Genomic DNA, 18,089 nt, shown 5'->3' with positions numbered 1-18,089 from the left:
TTGGTTTTTCTTGGCAAGTGTCCGCTAAAAAAAATGAGGCGCAGCCGCTAAGCCACGCCCCACGAAATTGGACTACAAACGCTTCTTTATGACGGTGCATTGGCGGCGATTAGTTGTTCGTCACCTTGCCCGAACCAGACACGGCGGTTTTGACGGGGCCGTCCACGTTGAGCTGCACGTTGCCAGAGCCGGAGATGGAGACCTCGGCCTTGCTGCCTTTCAGCTCGGAGGCGTTGACTTTGCCGGAGCCGGAAATGGCGATTTCCTGCTCGTCGGCCCGACCTTTCAAATTCATTTTGCTACTGCCGGAAATGGCGATTTCGAGCTCGCGCACGTCCAATGTGCCAGTGAAATCGCCAGAGCCGCTGCTGGCAAACTCAAACTCATCGCCTTTGATGACCGATTCGGCCACCACATGCGTGGAGCCGCTATTGACCACCTTGTGGATGGATTTGTAGGTGACGGTGATGGTGGCTTTGAAGTTGGAGTAGCTGCCTTTTTTTGTGTCGATTCGGAGAGTGCTGTTTTGCACCTCGGTCTTGATGTTGTCGGGGTCAATGCCGCTCACCACGAGGGTGACACTTTCGGCATTGCCTTCTTTCAGGACAACCTTGTCGAAGCCACCCGAGATGGAGATTTTGTCGAAAGGTGAGAGGGTGCGGGTGACGGTTGTTTGAGCGGTGCTGCTAAAGCAGAACAAAAAGAGCGCGAGCCATGCGGTGGCGAAAAAACGTGATTTCATAAGTGAGATGTGCTAATTATACCTTGATTCGCCGAGATTTGTCAGATTGTCATGACTGTTCTCCTTGATTTTGAACCGATTGCGCTGTCAATCATGTTCAAACCTCGGCGACGCGATGCATAACAATGTGTCAATCGCCAACAACGAGATATTTGGTCGGCCCAATCTCGTTGATGCGCTTAGCGACCAATGGTGGTGTGATTCAGTTGTTTCGCCGAAAAGACATTTGCGCCGGTGCATGGTTGCACGGCCTACTCCCGGTTGGGTCATTTCGCCGCCTCAAATCTTGAACACCACCCCAAACGTGACGCGCAGGATGCGGCTGGTGTTGCGCCCGCCCAAGATGTAGCCGCTGCTCAGAAAAAAGCCGTTTTTCCCACTCTCCGAGTAATAAGCCGTGCCACCGATTTGGGTGTACGAAACGCCGTAGGCCTGAGGTAAATCTGGCACTTCGGGCACAAAATCCACGCCGCCAACGGTGATTTGGCGCTCTACCCACGCATCGAGATAGTAGCGGGCGGCGGGAAACCCGACTCGCAGCAGCGCGGTGGCAAAATGTGGCGGCTCCGAGGGCTTATAGTCGGGCCGCTCAGCCCGCACTGCCGCAATGTCGCGCTCTTTCAGCCTGTCCAAGCGCCAGTTGTAGCCTCCTGTCAGATTGACGAACAACCCCAAGGGCGTTTCCCATTGGGCGATGAGCCTCGCGGGCACGCTCACGGCTTTCTGCCCCAAAGCGCCCGTGGTGACGGGTTCGTAGTCGCTCAATGGGAAACTCACGCCCGTGCCGAGGAGGATGCCCAAGCGACCGGCCTTGCCTATTTCCGCATAGACGGGTCGGTATTTGGCGAAAAGGCCGCCGTCCTGAAAGCCGCTTTGATTTTCGGTGAACACGAAAGCACCCGTGGCGACGAGGTCGAAACGCTCGGTCACGCCATATTCGGCAAACAGGCTTAGCATCTGCCCGGTGTAGCCGATGTTGTGTGTTTGCCCTGCTGCGCCGTCGAACTTTTTGGCTGAATTGAATGAAAAAGAAGGCACGAGGTCGAGGGTGCCCTTGCCTTTCAGGTAGCCATCCAATGGGCCTTGGGCCGACAAGGTGAAAGGGAGAAGCAAGGAAAAAATCAATAGTCGGTTGCGAAGCATGGGTTTTTGTTTTGCCGCAAATGTCAGAAGCGTTGGCAAAATAGACTGTTCGCCAGCAGACAAATGGGGGAACCTGTCGGGGTAGTTCGCCGCTCGTCTTGTCCCGGCCATTTCTATACCTTGATTCGCTAGGATTTGTCAGTTCACTATGATTGCTCTCCCTGATTTTGAACAGGTCGCGCTTTTAGTCATGCCCAAAACTTGGCTGCGCGAAGTATGCATAATTTTACGCGGGCCAACCACACGGATTTTCCCTGCAACGCTGTGCAGTCTTCGCAAACGATGAGGTTGGGCGGTCTTTGCGAATCTTTTTTCTGCGCGAACAAATTTGAAATTTGCGAAAAACTTCGTGGCTGGTTTTTTGAAGTTCTCTACCTTTGGCAGGAAAATTGACTGGTGCGTTTATGCGGAAATAGCTCAGTTGGTAGAGCACTAGCTTCCCAAGCTGGGGGTCGCGAGTTCGAGTCTCGTTTTCCGCTCCGCTGTCCGATTCGGGTCGCTTCGCTTTGCGAAGTGACCTTTTTTATTGTTTTCTGTCACCAACGGCCACGAAAATCGGGGCAGGGTAGAGGGGGGCAAGATTTTTGCTCATATTTTTGCCAACCATAATCTCATCAGTGTTCTCTCCCAAATTCGGTCGAAAGCGGTATGAGCCAGAATGATAATGACCACGGGCCTTTTTATGGCATTGGCAAGGGTGTGTTTCTCGCGCTGCTTCTTGTAGCCTTGCCCGGTTACCTGATAGTGACATATTATGAACGAATAGAGGGACACCTGTCCGAGCTCTCCGATTTGCCTGTGTACGACCAAATGCAGGGGCATTTCAAAACTGGCGCGGAGGAACTAGGGGGGCTTTTCGTCAGCAAGTTGCGACAATACTATGTAGCGGACTCATCGCTCTCCTTTTTCAAGCCCACCAACGAGGCTCCCCCCATTGGCAGAACGCGTTATTGGCACCGCGCCACGGTGGCTTCCGAACTGACCCGCGCCCTGCCCTCCCACAAACAGGGCAACGTGCAGGCCTATCTTGACTACATCGAAAAATACAAAGGGGTGGCGTTGGCCGAAATGCGGCACTCGAAGATACCTGCATCGGTGACGCTGGCGCAAGGGCTGTTCGAGGGCAACGCAGGCAGGGGCTATCTTGCCGCCAAAGCCAACAACCACTTCGGCATCAAGTGCCAGCTAAAACCCACCTATCGCCGCGACCGTCGCATGACGGACGATGATTTCGACCATCACTCGCTGGCGATTGGATGCGTGCAGCGCACCGACGATTATGTGTGGGATAGATTCGAGGTCTATCCCTCAGCCAGCGAAAGTTTCCGGCGGCACAGTATTCTGTTGCAGGGCCAGCGATACAATTGGATGATTCGACATTACGAAATCGGTGAGTATTACAACATTTCACGACCTATTCTTGGCAAAAGTTACGTCCCCTACTACGCCGCGTGGTGCGTAGGGCTGAAGCAGTCCGGCTATGCCACGGCAAAGAACTACGCCGAAATGATAACGATGATTATCGAGACTTATCAGCTCTGGAAAATTGACTACGAGCTCATCATGGCTTAAATTGGGGTTGAGGGTTTCTAATGATGAGAGTGTTCAGAAAACTGTGTCATCCCAAGGGAGACGATAAGAAAACACAGAGGCACGAAGGGCACAGAATTTTGGTTTTCAATAATTTACATTCCTTTAAGCACGGCGTGTATTGCGTAAAAAGAAAACATCCCGTATGTTTTGACACACTTTTCTGAACACTCTCCTAATGATTGCCCACAAATCTGACAACCAGCAACCAGCAACCAACAACCAACAACCAGCAACCAACAACCAGCAACCAACAACCAGCAACCAGCAACCAACAACCAGCAACCAGCAACCAGCAACGAACAACGAACAACCAGCAACCAACAACCAGCAACGAACAACGAACAACGAACAACCAACAACCAGCAACCAACAACCAGCAACCAACAACCAGCAACCAACAACCAGCAACGAACAACGAACAACCAGCAACCAACAACCAGAAACCAGAAACCAGCAACGAACAACCAACAACCAACAACCAGCAACCAGCAACCAACAACCAACAACCAGCAACCAGCAACGAACAACCAACAACCAACAACCAACAACCAACAACCAGCAACCAACAACCAACAACTAACAACTAACAACTTTACACTTCTCCTCCACTCATTCTAAATTTTTTACACTATGAAAAGTTTTTTCGAATTCCTCGGCTTCGTGTCCACCGCCCTCATTTCTGGCTTCCTTGTGTTCACTTATGTGGGTCATAAAAAAAATGCCGACAGGCCGGAAACAAGAGAATTGGTCTCTGCACACGACATTGATTCGCCAGCTTCGTTACCTGAAATCAAACCCATTTCCGGGTCTGGGGCTGCCATTCTGAAGGAAAAGAAAAAAATGACTTCCAAAGGCTCCGTCGCGGAGCTTCCTGCGGCACAAAAACCCACGCTCGCTGTGGAGTCGGTTTCTGTGACGGAAAAACTCAGGGGGCTATATGCCGATGAGGAATTTGTCGCTTCTACGGCCAAAAAGTGGAAAAAGGCAGTAGCAGAAGCAGCAGAGACACATTCGGTGAAGCCTCATCTGCTGCTTGGCAACGTCATCGTGAAATCCTACCTCGGCAATTACACTGCCCGCGATTTCAACCGCGACGTATCGGAACACGCCGGCGACGTGGCTTTGCCCGCCAGCACCGCGCTGAAAAGCTACGATTACGCTTGGAGCGTGAACAAAATAGCGCAACAGTACAACTTGACGAAGTATTTCCCGGCAGCAGCCCCCGTGGCGCAGGCTAAGGCGACACCTTCGTTCTCGGCTCCCAGCACACCCAAAAAATCGGCCACCTCCGCTGCACCCAAACAAACAAAACCCGCCGCCACTATGTCGCCTGCCGAGTCGGGCATCCGCGAAATGGTAGCGAAAGAAGAGGGTTTTGCTTCTTGGCAAGGGCTTCAGCGCCTCGCGGACCCGGAGACGAAAAAGAATGCCGAACGCCGTGTGCGGACGCTGATGAGCGCCGTGCGGGTGAAATAAGGAATCTCTACGTCATTTTGAGTTTGAGCGGTCGAAAAACGTGCTGGCGTCGGCTTTGAACAATGTCGCGGGCATATCGTCGAGCATTGTGTCGCCAAAGAAGCATAGTCCGATTTTTTCCAATACCCGGACGGAGGCAACATTTGCTTTGGCGGCTTTGCCCCATATAGTGTTGAGTTTCAAGTGCTCAAATCCGTATATCACGCTGCTCCGGGCGGCCTCGGAGGCATAGCCTTGCCCCCAATGTCGTCTGTGTAGCCGAAAACCCACGTCGGCACCGCCTAATTCTTCGCTGAACCGCAGGCCACACCAACCCAAAAATTGGCCCGTTGTTTTCAACAACATGCTCCAACGCCCGTAGCCGTGCAGTCGGTATTGTGGATAGTTTTCCAGAAAAACCCGCGCCGCTTCCACGCTTTCAAATGGAAGGTCGCCAGTGTAGCGTAGCACTTCCGGGTCGTTGTTGAGTTCAAAAAAGCCCGAGGCATCTGTTTCGGGCAGGATTTCGCGCAGGATGAGGCGAGGGGTCTCGATGATAGTTGCCATATCAGAATTTTTGCCGAAAACACGGCACGCATCAGGCAGGTTCCTTTTGGCTCAGCAAGAGGTACAACGACAAATGCCATGCTGGAATAAATACCTATGGCTGCTCGACAGCCATCGAGCGGGATTGACAAGATTGGATGAATCTAGTGTTGTCCAGAGGGAAATAATGGTTGTTCAGACATAGCGGCTGAGCAGGTTTTCAAAAAACTCCTGTCGCCCGCTGCGCTGCTTCGGCTCGCCGGCACGCGAGGCGATTTTGTGCAAATCTTTGAGGTTCAGTTTCCCGGTCTCGAAAGCGCGGCCTTCGTCGGAGTCGAAAGAGGCGTAGCGTTCGGCGAGCAAACGGCGATATTCCGAGTTTTCCAAAATCTCGTGCGCGGCCAGCAGCGCCCGTGCGAAAGCATCCATGCCGCCGATGTGGGCGTGGAAGATGTCGGCTAGGTCGGTTGAGTTGCGGCGGGTTTTTGCGTCAAAGTTGATGCCGCCGCCCGCGAAACCGCCTGCTTGCAGGATGACGAGCATGGCTTCGGTGAGTTCGTACACGTTGACGGGGAATTGGTCGGTGTCCCAGCCATTTTGGTAGTCGCCGCGGTTCGCGTCAATCGAGCCGAGCATTCCGGCGTTTGCGGCGACTTGCAGTTCGTGCTGGAAAGTGTGTAGCGCGAGCGTGGCGTGGTTCACTTCCACGTTGAGTTTGAAATCTTTGTCCAGACCATATTCGCGCAAGAAGCCGATGGTCGTCGCCGCGTCGAAGTCGTATTGGTGTTTGCTCGGCTCCATCGGCTTCGGCTCGATGAAAAACGTGCCTTTGAAACCTTGCTTGCGGGCGTAGTCTTTCGCCAAATGCAGGAAACGCGCCAGATGGTCGAGTTCCTTTTTCATGTTGGTGTTCAACAGGCTCATGTAGCCCTCGCGTCCGCCCCAAAAGACGTAGTTCTCGCCGCCGAGTTTGATGGTCGCGTCGAGGGCGTTTTTCACTTGGGCGCCTGCGTAAGCGACGACGGCGAAGTCGGGATTCGTGGCCGCGCCGTTCATGTAGCGAGGGTTGGAGAACAAATTGGCCGTGCCCCAGAGCAGTTTCACGCCCGTATCTTTTTGTTTTTCCAGCGCGTAGTCGGTTATCTTTTGCAAACGCCGCTCACTCTCTTTCAGCGTCGGCCCTTCCTGCACGAGGTCGAAATCATGAAAACAGTAGTAGCCTATGCCGATTTTGGTCATAAACTCGAAAGCCGCGTCCATCTTGTCGCGGGCTTGTTCGAGTGGTTTTTTCGACTCCAGCCACGGGAAGTTTTTGGTGCCGGGGCCGAAGGGGTCGCCGCCCGTGCCGCAGAGCGTGTGCCAGTAGGCCATGGCGAATTTGAAATGTTCGCGCATGGTTTTTTTGCCCACCTTGCGTTTTTCGTCGTACCAACGAAAAGCCAGCGGGTTGTCGGATTTGGGGCCTTCGTACTTGATTTTGGAAATGCCTTTGAAGTATTCGCTCATTTTTTGAATGATGAATTATGAATGAGAAATGATGAGTTCCAACTCCTTCTTCCACCTCCAATATGCCTCCTCCATTGCCTCCTTCTCCCCGCCTAGCTCGTATTTCCCTGCCACTTCGACGCTTGCCATCGCCTCTTCCACCGATTTGTAAATGCCGACCGAAACGCCCGCCGCTTTGGCGGCGCCGACGGCGCCCGTTGTCGCAATCAACTCTATCTCGGCGCCGACGAGCGTGGCAATCGTGTTGGAAAAAATAGCCGATTGGAACAAATTATCGTTCCCGGCGCGAATGACCTTTAGCGGGATGCCCATGTCGCGCATGGCCTCCATGCCGTAAACGAAGGAGAAGGCGATGCCTTCCAGCGCCGCCCGGTAGAGGTGGTGTTTTTCGTGGCGATTGAAGTTCAGCCCCGCGATGCGCGAGCCGACCACGCGGTTGCCGAGCATCCGTTCCGCGCCGTTGCCGAAAGGCAAGATGCTCACCCCGTCGGCGCCGATGCCTGCGGAGGCGGCAAGTTGTTCCATGTCGTCGTAACTCAGTCCGGGAGCGCCGAGATGCTGGCGCATCCATCGGTACTGGCTGCCTGCGCCGTTGATGCAGAGCAGGATGCCGGTGAGCGGGTTTTCGGGGGTGTGGTTGACGTGGGCGAAGCTGTTGACGCGCTGTTGCGGGTCGAAGGTCGGTCTGGCAGCAATGGCATAGACGACACCCGATGTGCCGCCTGTGGCCGCGACTTCGCCGGGGCGCAGGACGTTGAGCGACAAAGCGTTGTTCGGCTGGTCGCCCGCGCGGTAGCCGACCGGGATGCCCGGCGCGAGGCCGAGCGCGGCAGCCGCTTGCGCGGTCATTTTTCCTTGAATGGAAAAACCCGGCGCGACATCGGGAAGCATCCGTTCGGGAATTTCGTAGTGTTCCAAAAGGCGCTTGGCGACGGTGTTTTCTTTGAAATCCCACAAAACGCCTTCTGAAAGGCCGGTGACGCTGGTGCGGATTTCGCCCGTCATGCGGTAGGCGAGGTAGTCGCCCGGCAGCATCATTTTGTCAATTTTGGAAAAAAGGCCTGGCTCGTTTTCGCGCACCCAGCGCAGTTTGGAGGCGGTGAAGTTGCCGGGTGAATTGAGGTAATGGGCCAAGCAGTAATTTTCTCCGAGATAATTGAACGCTTTGTTCCCAATGCTGACCGCCCGACTGTCGCACCATATAATGGAGGGGCGCAACACTTCGCCGCTCTTGTCCACCACGACGAGGCCGTGCATTTGGTAGGAAATGCCGATAGCGGCGATGTCCGCTGGAGCGGCACGGGTTTTTTCCAGCAATTTTCGAGTGGCGGCGCAGGTGGCCTCCCACCAGTCGGCGGGGGCTTGCTCAGCCCAGTCGGGTTGGGGAGCGGTAATGTCCATTTCGCGGTCGGGGTGATGGGCGGTGCCGAGGGTTTTGCCGGTGGCTGCGTCCACGAGTGCCGCTTTGATGGAGGATGAGCCGATGTCGAAGCCGAGGAGGAGCATACTGGAAGTTGGAAATTGCTTGCTTAACTGTTTTCGTCTCTGGTCGGAGCGATTGGAGGGGATGCTGAATGGTTTTGGAATGGGGGCGAAGATGCGAAGTATTTTTAGGCGTGGATGCGCTAAGTTTTTTACGATTAAGTTATCATAAATTTTGCTGAGGCCTTACTCGTTCACGGTACGTACACTCTTACCTTCGATTCGATTTTAACAACCGATTCAACAGCTACCATCTATGAAAAAACAATTTTCCATTGTCCTGCTCCTTGCGTCTCTTGCATACCCATGTTTGCTTCACGCCCAAGGCAAAGACATTCCCAACAGCAGCGACCACCCACTTGTGTCGCGTTTCAAGGATGCGTTTATCCGATTCTACGAACTCAAAAACTTTGACACCTACACTTTGCGATTGGGGCCGATACAAAGAGGCAGCGAGGATGCCGCCAAAAAACAAGAACTGGAAGGCAAAGTGACCCGAATCGTGTATCAAACACCCAGCACCGTCAGTTGCCTCGAAATTTATCGTAATTACCAGCAAGCCCTTCAAAAAGCAGGCTTCGAGTCGCTTTTCCAATGCGAGCTCGATGCCTGTGGCGATGGCTTTGGCTACAACTATCCCAACGACAACCTGCCTCACATCCGCACCTTCACCAACCAGCAACGCTACTTGGCCATGCGACACAACGATGCCACTGGCACTCAATTCGTCGCCATCTACACCGTGCAAACCCACGACGGGCCAGTCATCCGACTGGAAGTGGTGGAAGCCCAAGCGATGAAGGCCGAGCAGGTGACCGTCAGCCCGGCGCAAATCAAGAGCGATTTTGAAAAAACGGGCAAAGCCGTCATCGAACAAATTTATTTTGAGAGCGGCAAGGCAGTGCTGAAGCCCGAATCCAAGCCGGCGCTCGATGCCGTTGCCAAATTCCTGAAAGAGCGAGGCGACTTGAAAGTTTTTGTGGTGGGCCACACCGACAGCGACGGCGGTTTCGACTTCAATCAGCAACTTTCTCAACAACGCGCCCAGACCGTCGTGAACGAACTGACTCAAAAGCACGGCATCGCGGCCAACCGACTGTCGGCCAAAGGCGTGTCGTACCTATGCCCTGTGGCAGCCAACGACACCGAGGCGGGCAAGGCCAAGAATAGGAGGGTGGAGTTGGTGAAACAGTGATAGCGTTGTGCTCGTCAAGCACCATGTCTGTTGGACACATGGATGTTTTTTGAAAATGCTGGGGGGCGCTGACGCAACCAGCAGTGCTACGCATGCCGATAAGGCTCGTCGTTGTAGGCAAGCGTTCGCACGTTTTCCAGCACCCGTTTCATGTAAATTTTCCAGAAGGTCTTGGCGAACAGCCAATTGATTGGATACAATAGAGGGATGTCGGAGTGTAGGGTGTAGGTGTACTTCACCAAGACTTTGTTTGGCTCGAGCTCGGTCGTTTCCCATTCGCCAACGAACTTCGAAAAACCCAGCATCCACGATTGAAAATCGCTGACCTCGATTTTCCAGTAATGGTTTTCTATACGTTCCAATACTTTGTCAATAGAGGCCCAGCCGCCTTTTTGGGTGGGCGAGGCGGCCACAAATACCTTTTTGGTGTGGCCCGGTTTTCCCCAATGCTCGTCATCGGTGCAGTGCGTCACTTTTGGCATGATACCGTAACCAGTGTGTACCTTTGACACGTCGCACAACATGGGTGTTTTGAAGGCTCTTTCAATAGAGCATTCGTAAATGGTGGAGATGGAGACGGTGGATGTCATGGGAGGTTGGGTGCGGTTAGTTTATGAATGGCTTGGCGAAGCAATGATGTGTGGTTTTGGGTGTGCAGATGTCTGTCCTTGAGGGATGGCAGACGTGTGTTGTGGTTGTCCACATTAAGTCTCGAAGGACCGTTTTAATTGCTGTCAAAAATGGATAGTCATGGATAAAGGTTCTTTGTTTTTGTTCTTTTTAACTCTAACGTTGAATGCCCAATCTCAAATTTCGCGTATTCAAGACAGTCTGGAGATTATCAAGCTAATACAGGGAAGCGACGACCTTAGGAGAAAGGGCAATTATCTTGAAGCACAGCCAATGGCTGAGTCGGCTCGTGACCTTGCATTGGAAAGATTTGGCGAGCAAGACCCTCTTTTTGCGTATAGCCTTCACAATTTGGGCACTATTTTCCTGAGCCGGGGGCTTCACAAAGAAGCCGAGGTCGCGCTGACCAAAGCTTTGCAAATCCGAAAGGAGAAATTAGGACAACAACACACTGACTACGGGAAGACGTTAAATAACTTGGCGGTTTTGTACGAGGCAATGAGCCGTTATTCGGAGGCAGAACGATTGCTTTTGGAGGCTTTATCAATTAAAGAGGCATCTGGGCGTAAAGACAGTTTGGATTATTCTTCCCCTCTTGGCAACTTAGGAGGGTTGTATTTGAAAATGGGACGTTACTCAGAATCGGAGAAGTACTATCGGGAATGTTTGACTCTCCGAGAAAAACTCATGGATAAAAACCCTCTGCCTCGTGCGGGTGCCCTGTTGGGGCTTGCCAATGTGCATTTGAAGACAGGGCGTTATCGGGCTGCTGAAAAATGGTTTTTAGAAGTTCGAGACACCGTCGAAAATAGAATGGGGAAAAATGGCGAGCTGTATTTTAAGAGTGTTGGAGGTTTGGCCGTTTTATACTGGGAAACAGGGCGTTATGAAGAAGCGGAACCCTTGCTTCACGAATCTTTGCAACTAATCAAGCAATACGACAAAAATGGCACTGATTACGCCATTGGGCTGAACAACGCAGGACTGTTCTACGCGGCGATTGGTCAGTTTGACAAAGCAGAGGCATTTTACTTGCAAGCACTGGATTCCAGCGAGAGGATTTGGGGGAAAACGAGCTACGAATACGCACGCGTGCTTGACAACCTTGGCTCGATGTATTATGCGACCTATCAAGGCGATGAAAAAGCCGAGCAATACTTTCTGCAAGCAAAAGAGACAACTGAAGAGGTGTTCGGTAAAAAACACCCTGAATACGCCAGGATTACTGGCAATCTGGCGCTTCTATATGTCCGGATGGAAGTGCGTCGGCAGCGGTCCGAAGAACTGTACCTTGAAATCCTGCAGATTTATAAAAGCATCGGAAGTGAAGAAACGCTCGCAAATGCCTCCGCCCTCCACAACTTGGCGCTGCTATACTATATGACTGGCAGGCTCGAAGAAGCACAGCAATTGCTTTTCCAAGCGATCGACATTAAGAAAAAAATTGTAGGGACAAAACAAGGGCACTACCTCCGAAGCCTCTCCAATCTTGCCGACATTTATGTCCAGATGGGCGATTGGTCTACAGCCATATACACGGCCTTGAGCGCCAACGAGATTCACAAAGATTTGATGCTGCAAGGAGCAAATTACCTTTCTGAGCGGGAAATGACTCAATGGATGAACGTGTTTGAAGAAAGAACTGAGAGATGGCACTCTTACGCTTGGCGGTACGACGACGATGCGCTCACAGCGATGATTTATGACAATGCATTGTTTTACAAAGGCTTTCTTTTAGAAGCTGCAATGCGGTTTCACAAAAATGCCAAACGAGCGGATGGGGACGCAAAGTCTCATTATGAAGAATGGAAGGAATGTCACCGGAAACTTGCTGCCGAATATGCCAAGCCATTTGCCCAGCAAGGAAACGTGAAAGAACTGGAAGCCAAAGCAAATCAACTGGAAAAACAGCTCGTGCGCACGATGAAAGACTTTGACAAAGAACTCAGGCAAGTCAGTTGGCAGGAAGTGCAAGCGAAATTGAAACCTGACGAGGCGGCAGTCGAGTTCATACGCTTTCGGCTCAACTATCCCCGACCTACCGACACGGTGTTGTACGCTGCCCTTGTACTGTTGCCCGGCGACAAATCGCCCCGCTACGTCAAGCTCTTTGATGAAAGCCACCTAAAAAAAATCGTTCAAAGCAACGTAGATTCCAATGGCTTGTCCATCAATTCGCTATACAGTTTTGCCCCAAACGGGAGCAACTTGTACGAGCTGATTTGGCGACCTTTGGAACCGATGCTGAGCCGAGCCAAAAGGATATACTATGCCCCTGCCGGAGGGCTCCACCGCATCGCCTTTTCCGCTATCCCGATTGACAGCACGCACACGCGCTATTTGGGCGACAGTTTTGTACTGATTCAAGTTGGCAGCACCCGACAACTGACCGTCTCTACTTCAACAATGTTTGACGCTAAATTAAAAACTGCGGCGGTGTTCGGAGGCATTGACTACAACACCGATATCGTCAGCACGAATCGTGGCACAAACAAAAAAGGCAAATGGGGGGCTTTGGAAGAGTCGAAGCAAGAAGCAGAACGAGTAGCCCAACTTTTAGGATTGAAGCAGTATAAAGTCGCACTATACACAGGGGATGCAGCAACAGAAGCGGCCTTAAAGCAATTGGGCAATCAGTCGCCCGCGCCGGCGGTGCTGCACATTTCCACGCATGGTTATTTTTTCCCCGGCCAACAAGGAGAAGCAGCCTATTTTCACGAGCGCGGATTTTTGTCGGGAGAATATGGCGAACGCCAGCTGGCCTTTGGTGTCAGCGAACATCCTTTGATACGCTCAGGGCTTATTTTTGCCGGCGCCAATCACGCTTGGGACGACGGTTACATCCCCTCGCCCGGAAAGGAAGACGGTACGATGACCGCTTATGAAATCAGCCAATTAGACTTGAAAGAGACCGAATTTGTCTTTCTTTCAGCTTGTCATACAGGGTTGGGCGATATCGAGGGCGACGAAGGAGTGCAAGGACTGCAAAGGGCTTTTAAAATCGCTGGGGCAAGGCATATTCTGGTGAGCTTGTGGGAGACTGACGACGAGGCAAGCAAAGAGTTAATGGATATTTTTTACAGAAAAATATTGCAGAACACGGACATTCATTTTGCCCTCCAATCGGCCCAGCGAGAGATACGGGTAAAATATCCCAACCCCTACTTCTGGGGTTCTTTTGTTTTGATGGAATAAGCCTTCATTTTTTCTTCGAGTTCCGAAGTTTTTGTGTAAAAAGGATGTGTCGGCTCGTTTTTTATTTTGCTAAATAATGTGCGACCGCGCTGAGTGTCCATACTGTCGGCCGCCAGATAAGCGAGCAGAAGATTACCCTCTAGTTGTTCGGCCATGTTTTCTGGGAGTCCTCCTGTCGCTTGCTCAAAATGAAAAATCGCGCACTCAAAATCTTCTTTGAGAAAGCAGGCGTGGGCAGCGATTTCCTGAGCCAATAAATAATTTTTATCCCCTTTTTTCACACGCTCCAACAGTTGTATGGTAACATTATAGTCCTCCTTAACAAAGGCTTCGATTGCAGGCGCTAACAAGCCATAGTGAGTGAATTTTTGCTGGCTGTCGCTCCTAGGTTTGAATGATAAGGGATTGAACATCTCTTTCGCAAGGGCAAGCCGTCTTTCTCGGCTAATGTTTTTGGGAGGGTCAGGCATGGCGGCGGTCGGCAACTCGTCTTTTGTAGTCGCCATAGGTTCATCAGGATTTTTAGGGGCATCTTGCTGTTCTTTAGGCTGGGGTTGAGCGGGAGGGGAAAGTGTCGGCGACTGCACAGGCCAAGCAAATTTCCAAATCAAAAAAATGCTCACCGCCAGCAAGATTGCCACAAGCCCCCACCGGTAAACGGCTTTTTTCATGCTTATGGATGAGTACCTCTCCCTTTCTCGCCGGATGTGGCGCAGCCGTTCCCTAAAATCACTCCCTCGTTTGTCGCGCAACGCCTCGTGTATGCGGCGTTGAAGCACCACTTCTTTCGCCAATGCGGCATCCTCGGCCAGCTGGCGCTCGAAAGCGACCTTTTCCGCTTCCAGCATCGCTCCTCCCAAGTAGCGCTCTATCTGTTCTGCTTGCTCATGCGCGTTCATTTGCTTACTTTTTCATTAAACATCAGTTGACGGTGTCGAGGGTCTTTTTCTATCAGTTCTTTCAGCCTTTTCTGGCATTTGAATCTTTGTTGACGGGCGGAATCCGCATCCGAGTAGCCCATTTCCCGCGCAATCTCGTCGTAGCCGCGCTCTTCCCGGACGGCTAAAATGAGCAGACGGCGGCAGCGGTCGCTAAGCCGCTCGATGTGTTCCCAAATCAGGCTTCTGCGTGCCACGTTGTCGAGGGCCTCGTTTATGAGGACATCCGTTTCAGGAGAATATACCGCCAAATCCTCCGGCGTTACCCCGTTGTCAAATCTTTTTTTGCGCCTCAATTCTTTCAGCCATTGGAACCAAGCTGCCTTTCTCAGCCATGCCCGGCAATCCGTCAACTGGAAGTCGGGCATTTGCGCGGCCCAGTGCAAGGCTTCGATACAGATGTAAAAGATATCTTCAGCCTCAGCATGGGATGCGCCCCACTTCTTCAAACGACGCATGATGTCAGGCTGAAAATGGGCTATCAGCGCTTCCAGTGAGCGGTCGTCTTCAGAGCGGAGGGCAGACAAGCAATGTTCCGGGTCGTCGTCGAATCGAAATGATTTTGCCATTTAAACTGGCCGAACGGGGCGTCAGTGAATTTTTTTTGAAAATAGTAGGCGACGCAAGGTAACGACTAAATGTAACAGGGTATTTCCAAATATATGGTTGCGGAGTCAGGTTCACGTCAAAAATTTGGTCACGATGAATGTCAACGCGAATTATTATCTCGGCCTTATCGTCATTTCCGTTTTTTCCGCACTCGCGCTGTTTTCAATCTGGCGGCATATTCTGCGGCATGGGCCGATTAAAGGGAAAAAGGATTATGGTTTAGCCTATTTGGCCGGAGCGATGGGCGTATGGGCAGTCGTGGGTGTGTGGAGCTTTATGGAATCCTCGGTATCTCCTCTACTCTTTGAAGTGGGGTTTAGCTTGTTGAGCACAATCAACAGCTTGCTTTACTTACTGGCCATCCAGCACTTTGACTACTCTCCCGACAGGATTCGCCAGCGCTGGTGGCAACCTATTGTTTTATCTATTGCCGGGTTAGTGGCTGCCTCCACACTCATGTTGTTTTGGTATTCTAACATGTATCATATTGCCTTAGATGAAGCTAAAAACCTGTTGTGGTGGCCCGACGTACTTTTTTCTTTGCCGACAATATTTGCTCTGGGCATCGGTTTTTGGCGTTCCTTTTATTATCGTGGTTACAAACTTCTGGCTTGGCTTTCATCTTTTGCGATGGTGATTATTCTGCTTGTTCAACTGCCTGAAGTTTCTTCTTGGCTAAAAAGCTTGCTGGGTGACAGCGAAAAATGGCTGACTTTAACCTCCTATGGTTTGCTGATGATGCTGTGTTTCGCATTAGCCACTTCTTGGGGGGTGGAAGAATTTAGCCTGCCGCACCCGACGCATTTACGCTTGTTTTTTGAGGGGAAAGAAAAGTATTCGTGGGTCGTCCATCTGAAAATCAGAGACCAGCGATACACCGCTTTCCTTTCTCCCATGAACTTCAAAAACCTGCTGCTTTTCGCAGCCCGACGCATAACCAGCCCCGAAAACGGATGGGTACATCTGGACGAGGACTTGAACGGGTACAACTACTTCCGCCGCATACTGCTCGATTTTTCGAAGGCATGGCAAGAAGTGAACCAAGCCGACGAAGACAATGAATCTGTACAGGCAATCCGGCGGATTCTATTTGAATATGGCAACCCCGGGCAATACCGGTTGAAAATCGAGCCAAGCAACATGAACTTCGAGGAGGCGCTTTTTGAGCACCGGGAAGACCTCGTGAAAGCCATGCAGCGCAACACCGAAAAGAAACAAGCAGAGGCGCTTTTCAACAACATCCGAGAATGGATGGATGCCCAAGAGAAAACCCCGCCACCTACGCCGCAGGCGTAGCCCATATTGTGTTTCCCCCCTTTTGTCACCGGGTGACAAGCTTACCCGTCAGCCCCTGACAAGCGGGATGATTCTTTGGGCTGATATTTCAACACCCCGTCCTTTGCAGCACCTCCAGACCCGACACGTTCACCAAATCAACTTTTGCCATGAAATCTTCTCTGCTAAAAACAACCCTCCTGCTCGTGTGTGCCGCGCTGTGCGCAGCCGAACAAACCCAACCCGGTAGCTCCAAAATCGAAATTCAGCGAAAAGCCGTCAGCGACCAGTGCATCATGGGTTATCTAGTGCTCGACGGCGAAGTCCTTTGCTACAGCCTCGAACTCCCCTGGGTAGCCAACATCAATGGCATGAGCACCATCCCCGATGGCCGCTACACCGGCTTCGTCAGGGAGGATGGCAGCAAAGGCTGGCGAATAGAACTCGAAAATGTGCCGAATCGTACCAACATCCAAATCCACATCGGCAACTACACCAGCGAGACAATCGGCTGCACCTTAGTCGGGATGCGCGCCGACCTCGACCAGTGCGCGGTATTTGAAAGCAAAAAAGCAATGGATGCTATCAAAGACAAGATTGGGCCGTTGCTGAATAAAAACATCGAGGTGACCTATTCGAAGATTTGAGGTGTGATTGCCTCACATGATTTGTCAACCATTTTAACACAATTATGAAAATGAAAAACACACTCTCCCTCCTGCTCAGCCTTTTGTGGGCGGCTTCTTGCCAGCCTACCGCTTCTCCCTCAAACGACACGGAAATCGCCAAAGAACTGATAGCCCGCCTCAAAGAAGAAAACAAAGACTTGAAAGACGAGAACAAATCGCTGAAAGGTCGAGTCGCCGAATTGGAGAGCGAGAACAAAAAACTAGTAAATACTTCTCCCAAAACTGTGCTGGCATCGCCTGCGGGAACATCAAAAGGTGTAAAGGCATCCGATTTGGTAGGCAACTGGCAGGCAGAACTGACATACAAGTCACATACGCGGGAAGGTTGCGGCACACCCGGAGAAGTATTGGAGGAAGCTTGGAAGATTGAACACGACCCAAACGGAGTTTTTCTGACAGAAAACATCAGCCAACGCAGTTCAAGGCGAGCGCACTATTCGATAACCCTCATTGGCAACAGATTGAAACGAGATAAAATCGCTGACAATGATTTTACTGTCCAGAATATGAATACGATCACGGGCTATATTATTAGAAGAGGAGGACGCTACGATTGCGAGATAAAGTACTCCCTCAAACTAACGCGGATTCGTTGAACAAAACAACTGCTCTATCAAGGGCTTGCTTTTCTGAAAAAGAATTAACTCCCACTTTCAACCCTCATCAAAAATGACAAAGCAAAATCTCCGGCTCAATCCGTACATCCTGTTGACCTCAATTTTTTTTCTCTCCTATTGCAACAATGCCCTGGGTCCCGGCTGGCTCAGCGATTCGCGCGGCTGCTGGGTCAGGCTTGACCCCAAAAAACCAAAATGCACCAACGTGGGCGACATCCCCGTCAGAGTGAAAGATGAATACTGCGAAGAAGGCTATTTGCGGCAATACGACTGCCCTACTTGTCGCGGTGAAAAAACCGTGCGGAAAAACGTCGGCACCGACCCGTATCGCAACGTCATCTATTACCAGTGCGTCACTTGCCCCGACTGCTGCGGGGTGGGGCGCATGGTGCATACCTATTGCAACGGCAAAGGCTGGGCCTGGGAATGCCAGTCGTCCAATCCATGACAAACAAATTTTCTAAAACACCGCTG

18 protein-coding genes and 1 tRNA gene are annotated in these 18,089 nt (G+C 51.6%); 11 read left to right on the top strand and 8 right to left on the bottom strand.

Annotated features, from left to right (window positions below; genetic code table 11):
* Nucleotides 1-109 precede the first annotated feature (109 nt).
* The gene (locus tag KIS77_17000) at nt 110-742 is read right to left on the bottom strand and encodes a DUF2807 domain-containing protein (protein MCW5924023.1); all 633 of its coding nucleotides are present in this window, start codon (nt 740-742) and stop codon (nt 110-112) included.
* Nucleotides 743-1,021: 279 nt separating this feature from the next.
* Entirely contained in the window at nt 1,022-1,885 is an 864-nt protein-coding gene (locus KIS77_16995) for a hypothetical protein (GenBank protein ID MCW5924022.1), read from the bottom strand.
* Nucleotides 1,886-2,291: 406 nt separating this feature from the next.
* Between KIS77_16995 and KIS77_16990 the strand changes: the two genes are divergently transcribed.
* From KIS77_16990 to KIS77_16975, 4 genes are all read left to right on the top strand, one after another.
* A tRNA-Gly gene (locus tag KIS77_16990) sits at nt 2,292-2,364 on the top strand.
* 169 nt (nt 2,365-2,533) lie between these two features.
* Nucleotides 2,534-3,457: a glucosaminidase domain-containing protein gene (locus KIS77_16985; GenBank protein ID MCW5924021.1), complete on the top strand. Its 924-nt coding sequence runs from the start codon at nt 2,534-2,536 to the stop codon at nt 3,455-3,457.
* 196 nt (nt 3,458-3,653) lie between these two features.
* On the top strand, nt 3,654-4,058 hold the full coding sequence (locus KIS77_16980; protein ID MCW5924020.1) for a hypothetical protein: 405 nt from the start codon (nt 3,654-3,656) through the stop codon (nt 4,056-4,058).
* Between the two features lie 50 nt (nt 4,059-4,108).
* Complete coding sequence (locus tag KIS77_16975) at nt 4,109-4,954, top strand: hypothetical protein (protein ID MCW5924019.1); 846 nt, start codon at nt 4,109-4,111, stop codon at nt 4,952-4,954.
* A 12-nt stretch (nt 4,955-4,966) separates the two neighbouring features.
* On the opposite strand, the gene KIS77_16970 is transcribed toward KIS77_16975, so the two are convergent.
* From KIS77_16970 to KIS77_16960, 3 genes are all read right to left on the bottom strand, one after another.
* Complete coding sequence (locus KIS77_16970) at nt 4,967-5,500, bottom strand: GNAT family N-acetyltransferase (GenBank protein MCW5924018.1); 534 nt, start codon at nt 5,498-5,500, stop codon at nt 4,967-4,969.
* Between the two features lie 174 nt (nt 5,501-5,674).
* Nucleotides 5,675-6,985: a xylose isomerase gene (xylA, locus tag KIS77_16965; protein MCW5924017.1), complete on the bottom strand. Its 1,311-nt coding sequence runs from the start codon at nt 6,983-6,985 to the stop codon at nt 5,675-5,677.
* A gap of 15 nt (nt 6,986-7,000) precedes the next feature.
* The gene (locus KIS77_16960; GenBank protein ID MCW5924016.1) at nt 7,001-8,491 is read right to left on the bottom strand and encodes a carbohydrate kinase; all 1,491 of its coding nucleotides are present in this window, start codon (nt 8,489-8,491) and stop codon (nt 7,001-7,003) included.
* A 232-nt stretch (nt 8,492-8,723) separates the two neighbouring features.
* On the opposite strand from KIS77_16960, the gene KIS77_16955 reads away from it, so the two are divergent.
* Nucleotides 8,724-9,662 carry a DUF4892 domain-containing protein gene (locus tag KIS77_16955; protein MCW5924015.1) on the top strand — a complete coding sequence of 313 codons (939 nt, stop codon included), beginning with the start codon at nt 8,724-8,726 and terminating at the stop codon, nt 9,660-9,662.
* An 86-nt stretch (nt 9,663-9,748) separates the two neighbouring features.
* On the opposite strand, the gene KIS77_16950 is transcribed toward KIS77_16955, so the two are convergent.
* The gene (locus KIS77_16950; GenBank protein MCW5924014.1) at nt 9,749-10,252 is read right to left on the bottom strand and encodes a hypothetical protein; all 504 of its coding nucleotides are present in this window, start codon (nt 10,250-10,252) and stop codon (nt 9,749-9,751) included.
* A gap of 160 nt (nt 10,253-10,412) precedes the next feature.
* Here KIS77_16950 and KIS77_16945 point away from each other — a divergent pair, with 160 nt between their 5' ends.
* Nucleotides 10,413-13,487, top strand: a complete 3,075-nt coding sequence (locus tag KIS77_16945; GenBank protein ID MCW5924013.1) for a CHAT domain-containing protein — start codon at nt 10,413-10,415, stop codon at nt 13,485-13,487.
* On the opposite strand, the gene KIS77_16940 is transcribed toward KIS77_16945, so the two are convergent.
* A complete protein-coding gene (locus KIS77_16940) occupies nt 13,454-14,158 on the bottom strand; it encodes a hypothetical protein (GenBank protein MCW5924012.1) in 705 nt (234 codons plus the stop codon). The genes KIS77_16945 and KIS77_16940 overlap by 34 nt on opposite strands.
* Nucleotides 14,159-14,194: 36 nt before the next feature.
* On the opposite strand from KIS77_16940, the gene KIS77_16935 reads away from it, so the two are divergent.
* Entirely contained in the window at nt 14,195-14,416 is a 222-nt protein-coding gene (locus KIS77_16935) for a hypothetical protein (GenBank protein MCW5924011.1), read from the top strand.
* On the opposite strand, the gene KIS77_16930 is transcribed toward KIS77_16935, so the two are convergent.
* A complete protein-coding gene (locus tag KIS77_16930; protein ID MCW5924010.1) occupies nt 14,383-14,994 on the bottom strand; it encodes a sigma-70 family RNA polymerase sigma factor in 612 nt (203 codons plus the stop codon). The genes KIS77_16935 and KIS77_16930 overlap by 34 nt on opposite strands.
* A 133-nt stretch (nt 14,995-15,127) precedes the next feature.
* Between KIS77_16930 and KIS77_16925 the strand changes: the two genes are divergently transcribed.
* The 4 genes from KIS77_16925 (at nt 15,128) to KIS77_16910 (ending at nt 18,063) form a co-directional block, all read left to right on the top strand.
* Nucleotides 15,128-16,330 (top strand): hypothetical protein, encoded by a 1,203-nt coding sequence (locus KIS77_16925; GenBank protein ID MCW5924009.1) that lies wholly within the window; start codon nt 15,128-15,130, stop codon nt 16,328-16,330.
* 149 nt (nt 16,331-16,479) lie between these two features.
* A complete protein-coding gene (locus KIS77_16920) occupies nt 16,480-16,956 on the top strand; it encodes a hypothetical protein (GenBank protein MCW5924008.1) in 477 nt (158 codons plus the stop codon).
* A 50-nt stretch (nt 16,957-17,006) separates the two neighbouring features.
* Nucleotides 17,007-17,594: a hypothetical protein gene (locus KIS77_16915; GenBank protein ID MCW5924007.1), complete on the top strand. Its 588-nt coding sequence runs from the start codon at nt 17,007-17,009 to the stop codon at nt 17,592-17,594.
* Nucleotides 17,595-17,667: 73 nt separating this feature from the next.
* Nucleotides 17,668-18,063, top strand: coding sequence for a hypothetical protein (locus KIS77_16910; protein ID MCW5924006.1), 396 nt, complete (start codon nt 17,668-17,670; stop codon nt 18,061-18,063).
* Nucleotides 18,064-18,089: the final 26 nt, after the last annotated feature.

The sequence above is a fragment of the Saprospiraceae bacterium genome (genome assembly GCA_026129545.1).
In the GTDB taxonomy this organism is placed as follows: domain Bacteria; phylum Bacteroidota; class Bacteroidia; order Chitinophagales; family Saprospiraceae; genus M3007.
This window is presented reverse-complemented; position numbering and strand designations above follow the sequence as displayed.

Excerpts from the sequence above, each read along its gene's own strand:
- KIS77_17000 (MCW5924023.1), bottom strand. The coding sequence starts at position 742 with ATGAAATCACGTTTTTTCGCCACCGCATGGCTCGCGCTCTTTTTGTTC.
- KIS77_16995 (MCW5924022.1), bottom strand. The coding sequence starts at position 1,885 with ATGCTTCGCAACCGACTATTGATTTTTTCCTTGCTTCTCCCTTTCACC.
- KIS77_16985 (MCW5924021.1), top strand. The coding sequence starts at position 2,534 with ATGAGCCAGAATGATAATGACCACGGGCCTTTTTATGGCATTGGCAAG.
- KIS77_16980 (MCW5924020.1), top strand. The coding sequence starts at position 3,654 with ATGATTGCCCACAAATCTGACAACCAGCAACCAGCAACCAACAACCAA.
- KIS77_16975 (MCW5924019.1), top strand. The coding sequence starts at position 4,109 with ATGAAAAGTTTTTTCGAATTCCTCGGCTTCGTGTCCACCGCCCTCATT.
- KIS77_16970 (MCW5924018.1), bottom strand. The coding sequence starts at position 5,500 with ATGGCAACTATCATCGAGACCCCTCGCCTCATCCTGCGCGAAATCCTG.
- xylA (MCW5924017.1), bottom strand. The coding sequence starts at position 6,985 with ATGAGCGAATACTTCAAAGGCATTTCCAAAATCAAGTACGAAGGCCCC.
- KIS77_16960 (MCW5924016.1), bottom strand. The coding sequence starts at position 8,491 with ATGCTCCTCCTCGGCTTCGACATCGGCTCATCCTCCATCAAAGCGGCA.
- KIS77_16955 (MCW5924015.1), top strand. The coding sequence starts at position 8,724 with ATGAAAAAACAATTTTCCATTGTCCTGCTCCTTGCGTCTCTTGCATAC.
- KIS77_16950 (MCW5924014.1), bottom strand. The coding sequence starts at position 10,252 with ATGACATCCACCGTCTCCATCTCCACCATTTACGAATGCTCTATTGAA.
- KIS77_16945 (MCW5924013.1), top strand. The coding sequence starts at position 10,413 with ATGGATAAAGGTTCTTTGTTTTTGTTCTTTTTAACTCTAACGTTGAAT.
- KIS77_16940 (MCW5924012.1), bottom strand. The coding sequence starts at position 14,158 with ATGAAAAAAGCCGTTTACCGGTGGGGGCTTGTGGCAATCTTGCTGGCG.
- KIS77_16930 (MCW5924010.1), bottom strand. The coding sequence starts at position 14,994 with ATGGCAAAATCATTTCGATTCGACGACGACCCGGAACATTGCTTGTCT.
- KIS77_16925 (MCW5924009.1), top strand. The coding sequence starts at position 15,128 with ATGAATGTCAACGCGAATTATTATCTCGGCCTTATCGTCATTTCCGTT.
- KIS77_16920 (MCW5924008.1), top strand. The coding sequence starts at position 16,480 with ATGAAATCTTCTCTGCTAAAAACAACCCTCCTGCTCGTGTGTGCCGCG.
- KIS77_16915 (MCW5924007.1), top strand. The coding sequence starts at position 17,007 with ATGAAAAACACACTCTCCCTCCTGCTCAGCCTTTTGTGGGCGGCTTCT.
- KIS77_16910 (MCW5924006.1), top strand. The coding sequence starts at position 17,668 with ATGACAAAGCAAAATCTCCGGCTCAATCCGTACATCCTGTTGACCTCA.